This is a genomic window from Nonomuraea sp. NPDC052129, assembly GCF_040680095.1.
Taxonomy (GTDB): Bacteria; Actinomycetota; Actinomycetes; order Streptosporangiales; family Streptosporangiaceae; genus Nonomuraea.
Map to the genome: position 1 here is coordinate 1 of NZ_JBFAVX010000052.1, position 16,341 is coordinate 16,341.

Consider the following 16,341-nt stretch of genomic DNA (forward strand, 5'->3'; position numbering starts at 1 on the left):
ACCCCGCAACCCGATCCGCTCATGCAACGTACTCTCCGACAACCGCCGCGCCGTCTCCGTCACCCGATCCAACGGCCGCAACGCCCGATCAGCCACCAGATAGCCGAGCACGAACGCGATGATCCCGATCACGATCATGATGACCACCGAGGACCGCAGCATGTCACTCAGCACGGTGGCCGCGCCCTGCTCCACATCGACCCGTACCTGCCGGACGGGCGAGCCGGCGTCGGGCGGCACGTCCTCCGAACCGGCGATCAGCGGGCCGCCGAACTTCGTGACGAACTGCGTGTTCATCGCCCGAGCCGTCAGCAGGTACGTGACACAGAGCAGCATCGACCCGGCGACGAAGAACAGCCCGCCGTACAGCAGGGCCAGCCGCATGCGCAGCCCGAGCCGGTCCCACGGCCAGGGCCGTGTCACAGCCGGTAGCCCTTGCCGGGGACGTTCTGGACCGCGAGCGGCGCGCCCAGTTTCCTGCGCAGCGACGTGATCGTGACGCGCAGCACACCGGTGCCCGTGTTGGCGTGCTCGTCCCAGACCCGCCGGCGCAGCTCGGCGGAGGTGACGAGGTCGCCTCCGGCCAGCAGCAGCTGCTCCAGGACGTCGAACTCCTTGCGGTTCAGCGCGACCGCCCGCTCATCCCTGGTCACCGTACGGCGGCCGGGATCGAGCCGGATCCCGGCCCGCTCCAGCGGCGTCGGCACGACCCGGGACGACCGGCGGGCCAGCGTCCGGATCCTGGCCACCAGCTCGGCGAACGCGAACGGCTTGACCAGGTAGTCATCGGCCCCCAGCGACAGCCCGTCGACCCGGTCGCGGACCTGCCCCGCGGCGGTCAGCATGAGGATCCGGCTGGCGCTGGCCAGCTCGCCGCAGACGTCGTCGCCGTGCACTTCGGGCAGGTCGCGGTCGAGGACCACGACGTCGTAGTCGACGTACGAGGCCAGGTTCAGCGCCTCCTGCCCGTCGTAGGCCACGTCGACGGCGATCGCGTGCAGCCGCAGGCCGCGCGCGACCGCGTCGGCCAGCTCTTCCTCGTCCTCCACGACAAGCACTCGCATGGGGTCGAGCGTGGCGGGTCGGGTGTTAGCCGCGAATAAGCGCCTTGTCCGAGCGCTCCGTCACATGTTGATCGTGTGGTGTGGTTTTCGGTAGCACGCCACCTATGACCTCGGAACAACGCGCTGGAGGCCGGCGACATGGACTGGCCGGCGTACTCGCCGCGCTGGAACCACGTGCGCAGTCTGTCCTGCGCCGCCGCTCTCGTGCTGGCCGGAGAAAGCCCTAGTTCGCCTCACGAACTGTCTGGCGTTTCGATGTTACCCTGATCGAGTGGTTAAAGATGACGATGGCCAGATCGGGGCTGTGGCCGGGCTGGTGCGGTCCACGTTCCTGGTGAACGCCGTGTACGCCGAGTCCGCCCGGGAGTACGGCCTCACCTCGCAGCAGGGGCAGTTGCTGTGCGTGCTGATGCCGCAGCCGTACGGCATGAGTGAGCTGGGCGCGACGCTGGGGCTGGCGAAGTCGAGCCTGACCGGCCTGGTGGACCGCACCGAGCGCAACGGCCTGGTCGAGCGCAAGCCGGACCCGCAGGACTCCCGTGCGGTGCGGGTCGCGCTCACCCGGCGCGGAGACAGGCTCGCGAAGGAGTTCTATGTCGAGACCTGCCGGCGCATCGAGCAGTTGACGGGAGGGCTCGACGCCGCCGAACGTGACACGCTCGCCGGCCTGCTCGGCCGCGTCGTGCTGGACAACAAGGTCCCGATGATCTTCCGGGAGCCCGACGAAGGGGCCCTCGCCGAGCGGTGAAACCGCCCCGCCGCCTTCGAGGCGAGTTGCAGTTCGTGTAGCGAACTATTATTGTTCGTATCGCGAACTGCAACTCTTATTGAATGTGGGAGCGTGAATCATGCGTCGTACAGTCGCTGTCATCGGTGGCGGTTACGGGGGCTCGGCGGTCGCCAAGGCACTGGAGTCCGAGGCGGACGTCATCCTCGTCGACCCCCGGGAGGCGTTCATCAACACGGCGGGGTCGCTGCGGGCGCTGACCCAGCCTGAGTGGGGGAGCAACATGTTCTTCCCCTACAAGCAGTGGCTGACGCGCGGCACGGTGCTGCGCGACCGTGCGGCCTCGGTGGACCCCGGCGGCGTCACCCTGGCCTCGGGGCAGCGGGTCGAGGCGGACTATGTGGTCCTGGCCACCGGCTCCAGCTACGCCTACCCGGCCAAGCCCGATGCCGACTCCACCGAGGAGGTCATGGACGACCTCCGCCTCACCCACAAGGAGCTGGCCGGCGCCGAGCGGGTGCTGATCCTCGGCGCCGGGCCGGTCGGCCTGGAGCTGGCAGGAGAGGTCAAGGAGGTCTGGCCGCACAAGCACGTGACCATCGTCGACCCGGCCGAGCAGCTTCTGCCCGCCTTCCAGCCGGAGATGCGCCAAGACTTGCACCGCCAGCTCGACGAGCAGAACATCGAGCTGCGGCTGGGCACCGGCCTGACGGCGCCGCCGGCGACCGAGCCCGGCCAGGCCGGGACCTTCACCGTCACCACCACCGGCGGAGACGACATCACCGCCGACATCTGGTTCCGCGCCCACGGCGTGCGCGTCAACAGCGACTACCTCGCCGACGGCCGGATCACCACCCGCACACCGCAGGGACAGGTCCCCGTCACCGAGACCCTCAACGTCCACGGGTACGACCACGTCTACGCCATCGGCGACATCACCGACGTCCCCGAGGCGAAGATGGCCGGGTACGCGATGCAGCACGCCGAGGTGGTGGCGCAGAACATCACCGCGCAACTGCGCGGCGAGCGGCCCACGGCCACCTACCAGGCCGCGGCCCACCCCATGATCCTGCTCCCGCTCGGCCCGCGCGGAGGCGCCGGCCAGCTCCCCACACCCGACGGCCCGGCCGTCGTCCCGGCCACGACGGTCTCGGCGTACAAGGGCGCCGACCTGTTCACCGGCCGCTTCACCGAGCAGTTCGGCGCGGCCTGAAGGGCTGGACGACATGGAATACACCCACCTGGGCCGCAGCGGCCTGTCCGTGTCCCGGCTCGTGCTCGGCACGATGAACTTCGGGCAGGACACCTCGGAAGACGACAGTCACACGATCATGGATCGTGCGCACGAGCACGGCATCAACTTCTTCGATACGGCCAACGTCTACGGCGTGCCGCAGGGCGAAGGCGTCACCGAACAGATCATCGGCCGCTGGTTCGCCACCAGCGGCGGCCGGCGCGACAAGACCGTGCTGGCCACCAAGCTCTACCTGCCGACGGGCACCTGGCCCAACGAGAGGTTCATGTCCGCGCTGAACATCCGGCGCGCGTTCGAGGCATCCCTCCGGCGGCTGCGGACCGACTACATCGACCTGTACCAGATGCACCACATCGACCGGCAGACGCCGTGGGAGGAGATCTGGGAGGCGTTCAGCGTCCTCCGCGAGCAGGGCAAGGTGCTCTACTTCGGCTCCTCCAACTTCGCCGGATGGCACATCGCACAGGCCCAGGAGGCCGCGCGGTCGCGGCACTTCCTCGGCCTGGTCAGCGAGCAGTCGATCTACAACCTGATGACCCGCTGGATCGAGCTGGAGGTGCTGCCCGCGGCGCGACATTACGGGCTGGGCGTGATCCCATGGTCGCCGCTGCACGGCGGCGTGCTCGGCGGCGTCCTGCGCAAGCAGAAAGAGGGCGGCGCCTCCCGCGGCAGCTCGGGACGCTCGGTCTCGACACTCGCCAGGCACCGGGACACCCTGGAGAGGTACGAGCGGCTGTGCGCCGACCTCGGCGAGGACCCGGCCCATGTCGGGCTGGCCTGGCTGCTCGCGCAGGAGGGCGTGACCGGGCCGATCATCGGGCCGCGCACGGTCGAGCAGCTCGACAGCTCGCTCCGCGCGCTGTCCATCACGCTCGACGACAGCACGCTGGCCAAGCTGGACGAGCTGTTCCCACCGCCCGCCCCGAACGGGGCCAAGCCCGCGCCTGAGGCGTACGCATGGTGATCACTGGAAAGGCAGAACATCCTATGGACAGGAAAGTCGTCTTCGGCTTCGGCGCGCACAGCGGCATCGGGGAGATGACCGAGCTGCTGCGCATGGCCCAGGAAGCCGACCGCGACGGGCTCGACCTCTTCTCGCTGTCGGACCACCCCTACATCGGCGAGCGCCTGGACGCCTACGCCTCACTCGGCTTCATCCTGGGACGCACGGAGCACATCGCGGGCTTCGCCAACGTCACCAATCTGCCGACCCGGCCGCCGGCCATGCTGGCGCGGACCGTGACGTCGCTGTCGGCGCTGTCGGGCGGCCGCGTCGTGCTCGGCATGGGAGCGGGCGGGCTGTGGGAGCGCATCGCCGCCATGGGAGTGCCGCAGCTGTCACCGGGCGATGCCGTGGACGCCTTCGAGGAGGCGATCACCCTGGTCAAGCTGCTGTCGGGCGGCGGCCCCCCGGTCACCTACCAGGGCCGCCACTACCAGGTGAGCCAGATCGAGCCGGCCTCCGTGGCCGCGCCGCCCGTGTGGACCGGATCAGTGGGCCGCAAGTCCCTGGCCGCGACCGGGCGGGTGGCCGACGGCTGGATCCCCGGTCACGCGGCGGACTGGCTCAGCGAGCGATACCGGGCGTCCCGGCCGGTCATCGACGAAGCGGCGGCGGCCGTGGGCCGCGACCCGGGCGAGATCCGCACGGTCTTCAACTTCCCTGGAAGCATCACCGACCGGCCGCTGCCCGCCACGCGTGACCGCGACGGCCGCTGGGTCGGCGGCTCCGTCGAGCAGTGGGTGGAGGAACTGACCGGGGCTGTGCTGGAGCACGGCGCGTCGGGCTTCATGCTCTTCTCGGCCAACCACGCCGGGCCGGACCCCCTCATCCTCAGCCGCTGGGCCAGGGAGGTGGTTCCCGCCGTACGGGAGGCGATCGCCAAAGCTTGAGAAGCCGAGGCACGATCGGTACGGCGGCGGCCGTACCGATCTCGTCAGGTACGTCCCTACATGTTGATCATGTGCCCCGAGAGGCCGTGGATCGCTTCCTTGACCGCCTCGCCGAGCGTCGGGTGGGCGTGTACGTTGCGCGCGACCTCGTGCACGGTGAGGTCCCACTGCTGGGCCAGCGTCAGCTCGGGCAGCAGCTCCGTCACCTCCGGGCCGATCAGGTGCGCGCCGAGCAGTTCGCCGTGCGTGTCATCGCTGATGATCTTGACGAAGCCGACCGCGTCGCCCAGGCCGTGCGCCTTGCCGTTCGCGGTGAACGGGAACTTGACCACCTTCACGTCATAGCCCAGGTCACGGGCCTGCGCCTCGGTGTAGCCGAAGCTGGCCACCTGCGGCTGGCAGTAGGTGGCGCGCGGGATCATCACGTAGTCGAGCTCCATGGTCTCCGCCTCGCCGATCGTCTCGGCGGCGATGATGCCCATGGACTCGGCGGCGTGCGCCAGCATCAGCTTGGCGGTGACGTCGCCGATGGCGAAGATGTGCGGCACGTTCGTCCGGCACCGGCCGTCGATCGCGATCGCGCCCCGGTCGGTGAGGGCCACACCGGTCTTCTCCAGGCCGTAGCCGTCGACGCGCGGTGCGAAGCCGATGGCCTGCAGCACCTTGTCGGCCTCCAGCACCTGCTGCTGCCCGTCGCGGGTGACGGTCACCTTGACCGAGGCGCCGGTGTCCTCGATGCCGTCGACACGGGTGGAGGTGAGCACCTCGATGCCGAGCCGCTTGTAGCGCTTGGCCAGCTCGGCCGAGACCTCCTCGTCCTCCAGCGGGACCATCCGGTCGAGGAACTCCACGATCGTCACCTTGACGCCGTAGTTGTGCAGGACGTACGCGAACTCCACGCCGATCGCGCCGGCGCCCGCGATGATGATGCTGCCGGGGAGCTGATCGGTCATGATCTGCTCCTCGTACGTCACCACCCGCTCCGACAGCGACGTGCCCGGGATCAGCCTGGTGCTGGCCCCGGTGGCGATGATGCAGTTGGCAAAGGTGATCGTCTCGCCGTTCACCTGGATCGTGTTGGCGTCGAGGAACGTGCCGCGGCCGTCGTACTCCGTGATGGCGTTCTTCTTCATCAGGTAGTGGACGCCCTTGACCCGCCCGTCGGCCACCTTGCGGCTGCGCTGGAAGGCGGCGCCGTAGTCGAAGGTGACCTCGCCGCTGATGCCGAAGGTCTTGGCCTCGTTGTGGAAAATGTGCGCGAGCTCGGCGTTGCGCAGCAGTGCCTTGGACGGGATGCAGCCCACGTTCAGGCAGACGCCACCCCAGTACTTCTCCTCGATGACCGCTGCGCGCAGCCCGAGCTGGGCGGCGCGGACCGCGGCCGTGTACCCTCCGGGACCCGCGCCGAGAACGACGACGTCATAGTGAGTGCTCATGAGTCGGACCATACCGCCCGCCCAACTCCACTCCTGAACCTCGCCCCTCTGTCAAGGCCCCAGCCGATCGCGCTTGCCCGGGGGCGGAGCCGGCTCGTCCGAATTGGTACCCTGACCCCTGATGTATCGCCTCGTGTTCACGCAGGTCTTGCGACGTTTCGACGCCGAGGCCGTGCACCATCTGACTGTCAGGGCCCTCGCGCTGCTCTCGGCGCTACCCCTGCTCAAGCGGCTGCTCCACCGAGCTCTCGCGCCGCACGACCCGGTTCTGCGCGTCAGCGCGTTCGGCGTGCACTTCCCCGGACCGCTCGGCCTGGCCGCCGGGTTCGACAAGGACGCCGCCTGCGCCGAGGGCGTCGCCGCCCTGGGCTTCGGCCATGTCGAGGTCGGCACCATCACCGCGCACGCCCAGCCCGGCAACCCCCGGCCCCGGTTGTTCAGGCTGGTGCCGAAACGGGCTGTCATCAACCGGATGGGGTTCAACAACGCCGGGGCGGCCGCCGCGGCGCGCCGCCTGCGCCGCACCCGTGGGGTGCCGGTCGTGGTCGGGGTCAACATCGGCAAGACCAAGGTGGTGCCCGAGTCCGAGGCCGTCGCCGACTACGTGGCCAGCGCCAAGGAGCTGGCGTCGCTGGCCGACTACCTCGTGGTCAACGTGAGCTCGCCCAACACCCCTGGGCTGCGCGACCTGCAGGCCGTGTCGCTGCTGCGCCCGCTGCTCGCCTCGGTCAAGCTGGTCGCGGACGGCACGCCGCGCCGTACCCCGTTGCTGGTGAAGATCGCCCCTGACCTCGCGGACGAGGACGTCGACGCCGTCGCCGACCTTGCGCTGGAGCTGAGACTCGACGGGATCATCGCGACCAACACCACGATCCGGCACGGTGGCGAGACCGGCGGGCTGTCGGGCCGCCCGCTCAAGGCCCGCTCCCTTCAGGTGCTGCGCCGGCTGCGAGCCCGCGTCGGCGACCGGCTCACGCTGGTCTCGGTGGGCGGCGTGGAGGACGTCGACGACGTTTGGGAACGCCTGCTCGCCGGGGCCACCCTGGTCCAGGGCTACACCGGGTGGATCTACGGCGGGCCGTTCTGGGCCGCGCGCATCCACCGGCAACTGGCCCGCCGCGTCCGCCGCCACGGCCTCAGCTCGATCTCCGAAGCCATCGGCCGCACGGCCTGAGGCGCGCGACGTGAAAACGTACGGTGTGAAGCGCGTGGCCTGAAAACTGCGATCCCGGAAACGGGACGGCACGCGTTTCCCGGCGTTGCTAGGGTTCCCGGATGCTCGATGATCTGCCTGACATACCCTCGCGTCTGTGCCGGGACTACCTCGCGCTGGCCGATCGCCACGCGCCCGGTCTGGTCGAGGGGCTGTACCTGCAGGGGTCGATCGCGCTGGGCGACTACCGGCCGCAGCTGAGCGACGTCGACTTCGTCGCCGTGACCAGCCGGTCGCCCGACCCCGCAACCCTTCGTACGATCCACGCCGAGCTGAGGCCCAGCGGGGCCAGGCCGCACTTCGACGGCCTCTACGTGACCTGGGACGACCTGCGCAAGGATCCGGCGCAGGCACCCGACGGCCCGTCGGTGAGCGAATGGCGGCTGACCGAGTCGGGACGGGCCGAGCGGCACCTGGTCACCTGGCACGTACTCGCCCAGAGCGGGGTGGCGGTCCGGGGACCGGCGGCGGCCCAGCTCGGCATCCACACCGACTGGGACGCGCTCGCCCGGACGACCAGGGAGAGCCTGGCGACGTACTGGACCAGGTGGGTCCAGCGCAGTGCCCGGCGGATCTCCTGGCCGGGCGTGGCCGCGCTGAGCGACTACCAGACCGCGTGGGGCGTGCTCGGCATCGCCCGCCTGCGCCAGACGCTCGCGGTGGGTGAGGTGACGTCGAAGTCGGCCGCCGGCGAATACGCGCTGGAGGCCTTCCACGAGCGCTGGCACCGGATCGTGCGCGAGGCGCTGCGGATCAGGCAGGGCGGCCCCGCGCTCTATCGCAATCCGTTCCGTCGCCGGGCCGACCTGCTGGCCTTCATGACCATGGTCCTGGAGATGTGACCCGCCACTCACACGCTGGGGCCGCGGCTCACACGCTTGGCCTGGTCGACTCCGCGTCGTGGGTCATCGAGTCCAGCCGCGTCATGACGTCGGCCACGCGTACGACGGCGGGCCGGTGCGGCCTGCGCCGCTGCCACGGCTTGGGCCCGTCCAGCGGCCGGTACTCCACCCCGATCGCGTCGAGCCGGCCGAGATGTTCGGTCAGGCGGGCCGGGAAGTCGCTCCCCGCCGAGCCGGACCACGCCACCTCCGCCAGGGCACACGCCCGCGGCCACGCCCGGTAGTCGAGCGTACGGGCGTCAGGGATGCGCTCGCTCCAGAGCTGGGCCTGCGCCCCGACGACCCGCGACCGCTCCTCCTCGGACCAGTCGTCCGGGGCGGGGGAGAAGGCCGCGACGTCGGCGACCGTGATCGTGTCGCCGATCGCCACGGGCTCGTCGGCCGACGCGGACTCCGCGTAGTCGAAGTACAGCGGGAACACCGGCGTCGCGATCACCTCGTGGCCCGCCGCGGCGGCCCGGCGGCCGACGCTCATCCCGCGCCACGGCATCACCAGCGTGTCGTGCCGCAACTCGCCGCTGACGAACGCCTCGTCCCACACGACCGCCCGCGCGCCGCGATCGGCGAGTACGTCGGCGAGCCGGCGCAGGAACCACGCCTGCAACTCGCCCATGGACGACAGGCCCAGTGAGTCGCGGTAGGCGGTGATCTCGGGGGAGGCGGCCCAGTGGTCGAGGACCACCTCGTCGCCGCCGATGTGCACGTATGGGGTCTCGCCGATGGCGCCGATCAACTCGTCGAAGATCGTGGTCAGGAACTCCACCGTGGGCGGCATGGGGGACAGGATGGCCGGAGTGATGCCCCACCGCTCCAGCACCTTGTAGTCCTCATCGGAGGAGCCGAATTCCGGATAGGCGGCCAGGATCGCCTGGGCGTGCCCCGGCACGTCGATCTCCGGCACGACGGTGACGGCGCGGGCCCGCGCGTAGGCGGCGATCTCCGCCAGGTCGTCGAGCGAGTAGTGGCCGCCGTGCGGGATCTCGTCGTAGGTTTCCGGCTCGCGGTAGTGGTTGGTCGCGGTACGCGAGCGGTGCGACGACACCTCGTGCAGCCTCGGATAGGCCCTGCTCTCCACCCGCCAGCCCTGGTCGTCGACCAGGTGCAGGTGGAGGCGGTTGAGCTTGTGCGTCGCCATCAGGTCGACCAGGCGCAGCACCTCCCGCTTGGGGAAGAAGTGCCTGGCCACGTCGAGGTGCAGCCCACGCCACGAGAAGCGGGGAGCGTCCTCGATCCGTACCCCGGGAACGATCCACGCCGCCTCGGCCGAGAACGCCGAACGGTAGGACGCGTGCGGCAGCAACTGGTGCAGCGACTGTCCCGCGTAGAAGGCGCCCGCCCGGTCACCCGCCGTGATCTCCACTCCGCGCGACCCCACGACCAGCCGGTACGCCTCCGGCCCGAGTGTGGGGTCGTGCCGCAGGTCGACGGCTCCCGCGTCGCCCGGCCGCAGGTCGAGCACCGGGAGCGCCAGTCGTACGGCCTCGACCAGGTCATCGGGCCCCGAGACGGCCGCGCCCGAGGTCAGCTCGTAGGAGGCGGACAGATCGCTCAGCAGATTGGGGCGAGGAATCATGCTTTGAGATAGTGCTGCAATCCGTCGGCGAGCGCCACCGCGATCCGCTGCCTGAACGCGGGATCCTTGAATTTGGCCGCGTCACCCGCGTTGCGCATGTTGCCGCACTCGATGAAGATCTTCGGCACGGTCGACAGGTTGAGGCCGCCGAGGTCATTGCGGTAGTCGAGGGCCTTGCTGCCGATGTAGTTGGAGAAGGGCATGCCGGTGCCCTTCGTGTACGCGTCGCGCACGGCGATGCCCAGCCTGCTCGAGGCTGCCACGACGGGGTCGACCGGGCCGTTGATCTTCTTCGGCATGATGATGTGGAAGCCGTGGTCGGTGGCCGGGGCGCCGTCGCCGTGCACGGAGATCGCGGCGTCGGCCTTGGCCTTGTTGCCGATGGCGGCCCGCTGGGTGATGCAGGGACCGACGCTGTTGTTGTCGGCCCTGGTCAGCTTCACCTTGGCGCCGCGGGCCTTCAAGATCTTGACCATGCGGTTGGAGACGTCCCAGCTGAAGGCGGCTTCGGTGTAGTGGCTCGCCGTCTCGGTGCCCGTCGTGTCACACGGCTTCCACTTGGTCAGCACGTTGACCTTGCGGTTGATGGCCGTGGGATTGCGGTAGTTGCCGCCGTTGTGCCCAGGGTCGATGACGATGGTCTTGCCCTCCAGCGGGCCGGCCACCGCCTGGGGCTTGGCATGGGCCTGAGACTTCGCCTGAGTCGGCGTCGACGCCGAGGCGGGCGTCGTCGCGGCCGCTCGGGCGACCTGACCTGCCGCGGCGCCACCGCTGTCGGTGCCGCCGCACGCGGTGGCGATCAGGCCGCAGGCGGCGAGGAGTGACGCTGGAAGAGCACGCATACGCTCCAACTTACGTTAAGCGGCGTCCTCACCTGACGCTTATGTCAAGAAGCGGCCCCTCGCTAGACGCTTATGTGAAGAGCGGCTCCTGTGGGGAGCGCGGCTCCTGTGTGAAGAGCGGCTCCTCACCAGACGTGTTCGCCCACCTCCTGCCGCTCCAGCAGCGCGGCGAGCTCCCGGGCATCCTCGGCGTCGAGGCCGAGGACGACGCGGGGACGGCCCCACGGGTGGTCGAGGGAGTGGGCGACGTAGCTGGCCACGGACTCCGCACCGACGTCGATTCCCCTGCCCCTGTCCCGGCCCGCGCGCCACTGCGCCCAGGCACGTTCGAGCTCGGTCGCCGCGCGCTGGGCGCAGGACACCAGTTCCGGATCACGCATGGCTGTCCCCCCGGATCAGATCGTGTCGCATGACCCTGACGAGTAAACCGCCGTGCGGCGCCGCCACCGCACGGGTTGACCCAGCTTTGGCTTTCTCTAAACGGGACCCGTGCTCCGCCGGACGATGAGTTCGGGGGTCACCTGGCGCAGACGGGCTACTTTCGCGGGGTCTCCGATCCGGTCGCTGAGCAGTGCCGCCGCGGACCGGCCCATGGTACGGCGCGGCTGGTCTACGGAGGTGAGAGAGATGTGGTGCGAGGCGGCCAGGTGGGTGTTGTCGTAACCGACCACCGACAGGTCGTCCGGCACCTTCAGGCCCAGTTCCGCGGCGGCCGAGAGGACGCCGAGCGCAACTACGTCGTTGGCGGCGAAGATCGCCGTGGGCCTGGGTTCGCGGCTGAGCAGGGCGAGTGCGGCCTGCCGGCCGCTCTCCTCGGTCGACTCCGCCGCCTCGACCATGATGTAGGGCGCCAGCGAGTGTCTGCGCATCGCCACGAGGTAGCCCTCGCAGCGTGAGGAGCGCGGACCCTCGATGTGCGCGATCCTTTTGTGGCCGTGTTCGACCAGATGATCGATGGCCAGCCGGGCGCCGAGCTGGTCGTCGTCGACCACGATGTCGACGCCGTCGAGCTCGATGTCACGTTCCCCTACGACGACCGTCGGCGTGTAGGAGGTCGCCTCGATCAGCGTCTCGCTGGTCGGCGCGATGCCGAGTAACACCAGCCCGTCGACCCTGAGCTCCAGGAAGGCCTCCACGGCCTCGTCCTCGAAGGCGGGGTCCCATTGGCTGTTGCCGATCAGCATGCGCAGTCCGTCGCCGTGCAGGCTCTCCTGCAGTCCGTCGAGGAACTCGGCGTAGAACGGGTTGTGCAGGTCGGCGACGAGCGCGCCGACGAGGTGAGTACGGCCTTCGACGAGGCTCCGCGCGACCGCGTTGGGCCGGTAGCCGAGCTCGCGGGCCGCCTGCAGCACGGCTTGCCGCCGGTGCTCGCTCACGTGCGGGGATCCGCGTAGTACGAGCGAGACCAGCGATTTCGAGACGCCGGCTCGCTCGGCGACGTTGCGGATGGTCGGTCGTGGCCGAGGTACCGCGTCTACCTCCCGGAGCTCGGTAATAGTTGAAGTGTTGACGGGTGGTCCTGACATGTGTCTCCCCCGCGATGCGAAGTTGGGCACCTGTCTGACCAAACGATCGAGTTCGCCGCAGGGTACGGCCTCATGTTAGGGAAGGCTGATATTGACCCCTTGGTTACATGTCCGCTATTAGGCATGGCGTCGGATACTGTGCTGTTGTGACACCCGGGAAGTCAGCCGAAGCGGCCCGACCGGCTCGGCGCAGGCTCAGCGTGGATCGCCGTCGCGAGGAGCTCATGGCCGCGGCCCTCGAACTCTTCAGCACACGCGACGCGGAAGACGTCTCGATCGACGACGTGGCCTCGGCCGCCGGCGCTTCGCGGGCACTGGTCTACCACTACTTCGGCGGCAAGCAGGAGCTCTACGTGGCGGCGCTGAAGAGCGCGGCCGACCAGCTGGAGTCGCGGCTGCGCCCGCAGGGCGGCGGCAGACCTCTCGATGAGCTGGCCTTGGGGCTCGGGCGCTACTTCGACTTCGTCGAGGAGCACGCGGCCGGGTTCGCGGCGCTGCTGCGCGGCGGCCCCGCCAACCGGGCGGGGGAGGTCGGGGAGATCGTCGATGGTGTGCGGCAGCGTCTCTTCCGGCTCATCCAGCGGCAGATGCGGGTGGAGCGGCCGAGCCCGGTGCTGCGTACGACGCTGAGATCGTGGATCGCGTCGGTGGAGACCGCCGGCCTCGACTGGCTGGAACACCGCGACATCGAGCGTCCGACGCTCGAGAAGATGCTCGTGGACCAGATGGTCTCACTACTCAGAGTAGCCGCCGGCTATGACCCGGAGGTCAACCGGCTGCTGGATCTGCTGACCAAGGAACAACTGGCCTAGGTCCCCTTCGGGAAGGATGGCGCCGGGCGGGCGGCGCCAGCTCCCCATTTACGACATGACGTCGTCACCTGGGTGGACCGGGCTGTCCAGCACGGCCCACCATTCAACCCCCCTGAGGTTCGTGACGACCTCGGCACTACTCCGAGCGCTGCTGCGGAATCCCCGCCAGCAGTGCGCGGACCTCGGTCTCCCGGTAACGCCGGTGACCGCCGAGGGTACGAATCGACGTCAACTTGCCTGCCTTCGCCCACCGGGTAACGGTCTTGGGGTCGACCCTGAACATGGTCGCGACCTCAGCGGGCGTGAGCAGCGGCTCGGCCTCGGGTGTACGAGCTGACATTTGTGCGGCCTCTCCTCCGTGTGGACCGGCTCAGCGATCCTGTGACTCCCTTTGCGCGTGTCACGGATGTCCCCCTATAGCCCAGAGCGTGCGGCTTTTCTGAGCCATATGCGGCATCACCCGAAGTGACCATACCGCCACGCAGAGCGATTTGCGAGCCCTTCTTTGACCCAACTGCCCGCTCACATGGCGATGTCACGCTCGGTGATTCTAGCGACACGTTTCGTGGTATCGCAGTGAAAACGGCAAACTACTCAGTTCGCAGAAGAGAGCAGCCGCGAGTCATGACCTACTTATGCAGGTCAGACGGTTGTATTGGGGTTCAGTTGGCAGATTCCAGAAGTTGCATTGACTTCCAGCGCAGGATCACCCTCTGATACATGGCGTAGGCAAGCTCTTCTTGACCCGTGTCCAGGCCCGTGAGGGCCGCTGAGAGCTCCGCGACGGACTGATCCGCTTGCAGAGCGTCATCGTTCATGAGCCGCACCAGGCCGCCGTAGTCGAGCTCGACCAGCGAGTGCGGGTGGAACTCCTCCAGCCACCTGGCCACGTCCTCCACGTCCAGGTTGGCCGCCACGTCGCCCAGGTGCCTGCGCAGCACTTGCAGCGCCCGCGCGGAGCGCCTCCTGGCCTGGGCCATGGAGGTGACGTAGATGAGGTTGCGTCCCGTCGTGGTGGTCACGTCCTGTCCGGGCGTCGCGGAGCCGAGCACCAGCCAGCGCTCGTTGCCGTCGAAGGGTACGAACCACGCGGGTGGCACGTGCCACGCCGTCGTGCGGATGTGGGTGCGGAGCGCGGCGGAGTCACCGGTGCGCTTGTACCGGTCGAAGTCGTCGGCGGTCTGTTCGGCGATCGCCTTGGGCACGAACCGGTCCATCAGCTTCGCGGGAGTACTGCCACGCAGCCTTGAGAAGGCCAGCCACGAGCGAAGCCGGGTCTGCCACGGACACACATAGAGACGGTCCTCAACGCGCCGCAGATAGGCGTTGGGGCTCTCCTGCGCGGGTGCCGGGTGGGGCGGCATGCCGAGCAGGCGCCTGACGGCCTCGGCGTGCTCGGCGTTGAGCGCGGTGGCCCGGCGGGGACGATCACGCGATTCGGCGTACTCGGCCCAGACCTTGCGCTCGGACTCGGCGAACGCGGTCAGCGGCTCGTAGACCCGGAGGTAAGCGGCATAGGGCAGCACGGAGGCATCGTGTCATGAAGACAACCTGCTCGCATCGTCGCGCTACTACGCTGATAGACGAGATCCGCCGCAACGGGGCGGCGGACACGGGACAGGGAGTCACTACCGTGACCGATGTCTTCGGCTCGTCCCATAAGGACGTCCATGAGCAGGTCGTGTTCTGCGCCGACGAGCAGAGCGGCCTGCGGGCCATCATCGCCATCCACAACACCGCACTCGGGCCGGCCCTGGGAGGCACCAGGTTCTATCCGTACGCGGGCGAGCAGGCGGCTCTGGCCGACGTGCTCAACCTGGCCAAGGGCATGGCCTACAAGAACGCGCTGGCCGGTCTCGACCATGGCGGCGGCAAGGCCGTCATCATCGGCGACCCGCGCCGGGACAAGAGCGAGGCGCTGCTGCGCGCCTACGGCCGCTTCGTCGAGTCGCTCGGCGGGCGCTACATCACCGCCTGTGACGTGGGCACCTTCAGCGAGGACATGGACGTCATCGCCAGGGAGTCACGCTACGTGATCGGCCGCACGCCGGCGCACGGCGGCGCGGGCGACTCCTCGATCCTCACCGCCTTCGGTGTCTACCAGGGCATGCGCGCCTCGGCCGAGCGCGTCTACGGCTCGCCGTCGCTGCGCGGCAAGCGGGTCGGCGTCGAGGGCGTCGGCAAGGTCGGCCATCGGCTGGTCGACCTGCTGCGCGAGGACGGCGCCGATGTCGTCCTGTGTGACGTCGATCCCAAGGCGGTCGAGCGCGTACGACAGCGCCACCCCGAGGTCGACGTCGTGGGCGACGCGGTGACGCTCACCGGAGCCGACATCGACGTGTTCGCCCCCTGCGCGCTGGGCGGGGCTCTCGACGACCACTCGGCGGCCAGGCTCCGCGCCAAGATCGTCTGCGGCGCGGCCAACAACCAGCTCGCCCATCCGGGCGTGGAGAAACAGCTCGCGGAGCGCGGCATCCTCTACGCGCCCGACTACGTGGTCAACTCGGGCGGCGTGATCCAGGTCGCCGACGAGCTGGAGGGCTTCAACATGGAGCGTGCCAGAGCCAAGGCGACCCAGATCTACGACACGACTCTGAAGATCTTCGGGATCGCGGCCGACGAGGGCGTCCCTCCGGCGGTCGCAGCAGATAGGCTGGCCGAGCGCAGAATGTCGGAAGTCGGGCGTATTAGGGGCATTTGGCTGGGCCGCTGACGCCCCGCGCCCATACGACGTACCGAGCTGGGCACAAAACAGGTACGGTAATAGGCGAACGATAGGCTGACGCCCAAAGTCAGGCGGCGTCAGTGTGTGGTGCGTTAGCGACGAGGGGTCGGGGACGACCCCACACGAGGGGGTCGAGCCAATGGGGCGCGGCCGAGCAAAGGCCAAGCAGGTCAAGGTTGCTCGCCAGCTGAAGTACAACAGCGGTGGCACGGATCTTGATCGTCTTCGCGATGAACTCGGGGTCGGAGACTCCAGCGACAATGACGACGCCGCCGACGACCTCAGCGATGAGCTGGCGGATCGCTATGCAGATTACGCCGACGACTACGGCAACAAAGACGCCGACGACCGGTAACGGTTGTTCCGGTTGAGC

Annotated in this window: 17 protein-coding genes and 1 pseudogene; 9 read left to right on the forward strand and 9 right to left on the reverse strand. The window is 69.0% G+C overall.

The window, feature by feature from the left end:
- Positions 1-423: pseudogene (locus AB0L53_RS55650) on the reverse strand (two-component sensor histidine kinase); the annotation flags it as partial.
- On the reverse strand, positions 420-1,064 hold the full coding sequence (locus tag AB0L53_RS55655) for a response regulator transcription factor (RefSeq protein ID WP_364014054.1): 645 nt from the start codon (positions 1,062-1,064) through the stop codon (positions 420-422). The pseudogene AB0L53_RS55650 and the gene AB0L53_RS55655, both read right to left, overlap by 4 nt.
- 271 nt (positions 1,065-1,335) lie before the next feature.
- Here AB0L53_RS55655 and AB0L53_RS55660 point away from each other — a divergent pair, with 271 nt between their 5' ends.
- The 4 genes from AB0L53_RS55660 (at position 1,336) to AB0L53_RS55675 (ending at position 4,939) form a co-directional block, all read left to right on the forward strand.
- Positions 1,336-1,812 (forward strand): MarR family transcriptional regulator, encoded by a 477-nt coding sequence (locus tag AB0L53_RS55660; protein WP_364014057.1) that lies wholly within the window; start codon positions 1,336-1,338, stop codon positions 1,810-1,812.
- Positions 1,813-1,912: 100 nt separating this feature from the next.
- Positions 1,913-3,004: an FAD-dependent oxidoreductase gene (locus tag AB0L53_RS55665; protein ID WP_364014060.1), complete on the forward strand. Its 1,092-nt coding sequence runs from the start codon at positions 1,913-1,915 to the stop codon at positions 3,002-3,004.
- Positions 3,005-3,017: 13 nt separating this feature from the next.
- Positions 3,018-4,010: an aldo/keto reductase gene (locus tag AB0L53_RS55670; protein ID WP_364014063.1), complete on the forward strand. Its 993-nt coding sequence runs from the start codon at positions 3,018-3,020 to the stop codon at positions 4,008-4,010.
- A gap of 23 nt (positions 4,011-4,033) precedes the next feature.
- Positions 4,034-4,939: an LLM class flavin-dependent oxidoreductase gene (locus AB0L53_RS55675; protein WP_364014066.1), complete on the forward strand. Its 906-nt coding sequence runs from the start codon at positions 4,034-4,036 to the stop codon at positions 4,937-4,939.
- Positions 4,940-4,995: 56 nt separating this feature from the next.
- Here the strand turns inward: AB0L53_RS55675 and lpdA are convergent, their stop codons facing one another.
- Positions 4,996-6,375 (reverse strand): dihydrolipoyl dehydrogenase, encoded by a 1,380-nt coding sequence (lpdA, locus tag AB0L53_RS55680; RefSeq protein WP_364014069.1) that lies wholly within the window; start codon positions 6,373-6,375, stop codon positions 4,996-4,998.
- A gap of 121 nt (positions 6,376-6,496) precedes the next feature.
- Between lpdA and AB0L53_RS55685 the strand changes: the two genes are divergently transcribed.
- A complete protein-coding gene (locus AB0L53_RS55685) occupies positions 6,497-7,549 on the forward strand; it encodes a quinone-dependent dihydroorotate dehydrogenase (RefSeq protein WP_364014072.1) in 1,053 nt (350 codons plus the stop codon).
- 101 nt (positions 7,550-7,650) lie between these two features.
- Positions 7,651-8,430 carry an aminoglycoside adenylyltransferase domain-containing protein gene (locus tag AB0L53_RS55690; protein ID WP_364014075.1) on the forward strand — a complete coding sequence of 260 codons (780 nt, stop codon included), beginning with the start codon at positions 7,651-7,653 and terminating at the stop codon, positions 8,428-8,430.
- A 28-nt stretch (positions 8,431-8,458) separates the two neighbouring features.
- Here AB0L53_RS55690 and AB0L53_RS55695 read toward each other — a convergent pair whose 3' ends face one another.
- From AB0L53_RS55695 to AB0L53_RS55710, 4 genes are all read right to left on the reverse strand, one after another.
- Positions 8,459-10,063, reverse strand: a complete 1,605-nt coding sequence (locus AB0L53_RS55695) for a beta-N-acetylhexosaminidase (protein WP_364014078.1) — start codon at positions 10,061-10,063, stop codon at positions 8,459-8,461.
- The gene (locus AB0L53_RS55700; protein ID WP_364014081.1) at positions 10,060-10,905 is read right to left on the reverse strand and encodes an N-acetylmuramoyl-L-alanine amidase; all 846 of its coding nucleotides are present in this window, start codon (positions 10,903-10,905) and stop codon (positions 10,060-10,062) included. The genes AB0L53_RS55695 and AB0L53_RS55700 overlap by 4 nt, the downstream gene beginning before the upstream one ends.
- Positions 10,906-11,030: 125 nt before the next feature.
- Positions 11,031-11,285: a hypothetical protein gene (locus AB0L53_RS55705; RefSeq protein WP_225301664.1), complete on the reverse strand. Its 255-nt coding sequence runs from the start codon at positions 11,283-11,285 to the stop codon at positions 11,031-11,033.
- Between the two features lie 96 nt (positions 11,286-11,381).
- Positions 11,382-12,401, reverse strand: a complete 1,020-nt coding sequence (locus AB0L53_RS55710) for a LacI family DNA-binding transcriptional regulator (protein WP_364014191.1) — start codon at positions 12,399-12,401, stop codon at positions 11,382-11,384.
- Positions 12,402-12,631: 230 nt separating this feature from the next.
- Here AB0L53_RS55710 and AB0L53_RS55715 point away from each other — a divergent pair, with 230 nt between their 5' ends.
- Positions 12,632-13,243 carry a TetR/AcrR family transcriptional regulator gene (locus AB0L53_RS55715; protein ID WP_364014084.1) on the forward strand — a complete coding sequence of 204 codons (612 nt, stop codon included), beginning with the start codon at positions 12,632-12,634 and terminating at the stop codon, positions 13,241-13,243.
- A gap of 136 nt (positions 13,244-13,379) precedes the next feature.
- Here the strand turns inward: AB0L53_RS55715 and bldC are convergent, their stop codons facing one another.
- Both bldC and AB0L53_RS55725 read right to left on the reverse strand, forming a co-directional pair.
- Positions 13,380-13,583: a developmental transcriptional regulator BldC gene (gene bldC, locus AB0L53_RS55720; RefSeq protein WP_013133571.1), complete on the reverse strand. Its 204-nt coding sequence runs from the start codon at positions 13,581-13,583 to the stop codon at positions 13,380-13,382.
- 322 nt (positions 13,584-13,905) lie between these two features.
- Positions 13,906-14,769 carry a hypothetical protein gene (locus AB0L53_RS55725; protein WP_357939630.1) on the reverse strand — a complete coding sequence of 288 codons (864 nt, stop codon included), beginning with the start codon at positions 14,767-14,769 and terminating at the stop codon, positions 13,906-13,908.
- 107 nt (positions 14,770-14,876) lie between these two features.
- On the opposite strand from AB0L53_RS55725, the gene AB0L53_RS55730 reads away from it, so the two are divergent.
- Both AB0L53_RS55730 and AB0L53_RS55735 read left to right on the forward strand, forming a co-directional pair.
- On the forward strand, positions 14,877-15,956 hold the full coding sequence (locus AB0L53_RS55730) for a Glu/Leu/Phe/Val dehydrogenase dimerization domain-containing protein (RefSeq protein ID WP_364014087.1): 1,080 nt from the start codon (positions 14,877-14,879) through the stop codon (positions 15,954-15,956).
- A 151-nt stretch (positions 15,957-16,107) separates the two neighbouring features.
- Positions 16,108-16,323 (forward strand): DUF3073 domain-containing protein, encoded by a 216-nt coding sequence (locus AB0L53_RS55735; RefSeq protein WP_357939634.1) that lies wholly within the window; start codon positions 16,108-16,110, stop codon positions 16,321-16,323.
- The last annotated feature ends 18 nt before the right edge of the window (positions 16,324-16,341 follow it).

Excerpts from the sequence above, each read along its gene's own strand:
- AB0L53_RS55675 (WP_364014066.1), top strand. The coding sequence starts at position 4,034 with ATGGACAGGAAAGTCGTCTTCGGCTTCGGCGCGCACAGCGGCATCGGG.
- AB0L53_RS55690 (WP_364014075.1), top strand. The coding sequence starts at position 7,651 with ATGCTCGATGATCTGCCTGACATACCCTCGCGTCTGTGCCGGGACTAC.
- bldC (WP_013133571.1), bottom strand. The coding sequence starts at position 13,583 with ATGTCAGCTCGTACACCCGAGGCCGAGCCGCTGCTCACGCCCGCTGAG.
- AB0L53_RS55685 (WP_364014072.1), top strand. The coding sequence starts at position 6,497 with ATGTATCGCCTCGTGTTCACGCAGGTCTTGCGACGTTTCGACGCCGAG.
- lpdA (WP_364014069.1), bottom strand. The coding sequence starts at position 6,375 with ATGAGCACTCACTATGACGTCGTCGTTCTCGGCGCGGGTCCCGGAGGG.
- AB0L53_RS55735 (WP_357939634.1), top strand. The coding sequence starts at position 16,108 with ATGGGGCGCGGCCGAGCAAAGGCCAAGCAGGTCAAGGTTGCTCGCCAG.
- AB0L53_RS55705 (WP_225301664.1), bottom strand. The coding sequence starts at position 11,285 with ATGCGTGATCCGGAACTGGTGTCCTGCGCCCAGCGCGCGGCGACCGAG.
- AB0L53_RS55665 (WP_364014060.1), top strand. The coding sequence starts at position 1,913 with ATGCGTCGTACAGTCGCTGTCATCGGTGGCGGTTACGGGGGCTCGGCG.
- AB0L53_RS55700 (WP_364014081.1), bottom strand. The coding sequence starts at position 10,905 with ATGCGTGCTCTTCCAGCGTCACTCCTCGCCGCCTGCGGCCTGATCGCC.
- AB0L53_RS55655 (WP_364014054.1), bottom strand. The coding sequence starts at position 1,064 with ATGCGAGTGCTTGTCGTGGAGGACGAGGAAGAGCTGGCCGACGCGGTC.
- AB0L53_RS55695 (WP_364014078.1), bottom strand. The coding sequence starts at position 10,063 with ATGATTCCTCGCCCCAATCTGCTGAGCGATCTGTCCGCCTCCTACGAG.
- AB0L53_RS55670 (WP_364014063.1), top strand. The coding sequence starts at position 3,018 with ATGGAATACACCCACCTGGGCCGCAGCGGCCTGTCCGTGTCCCGGCTC.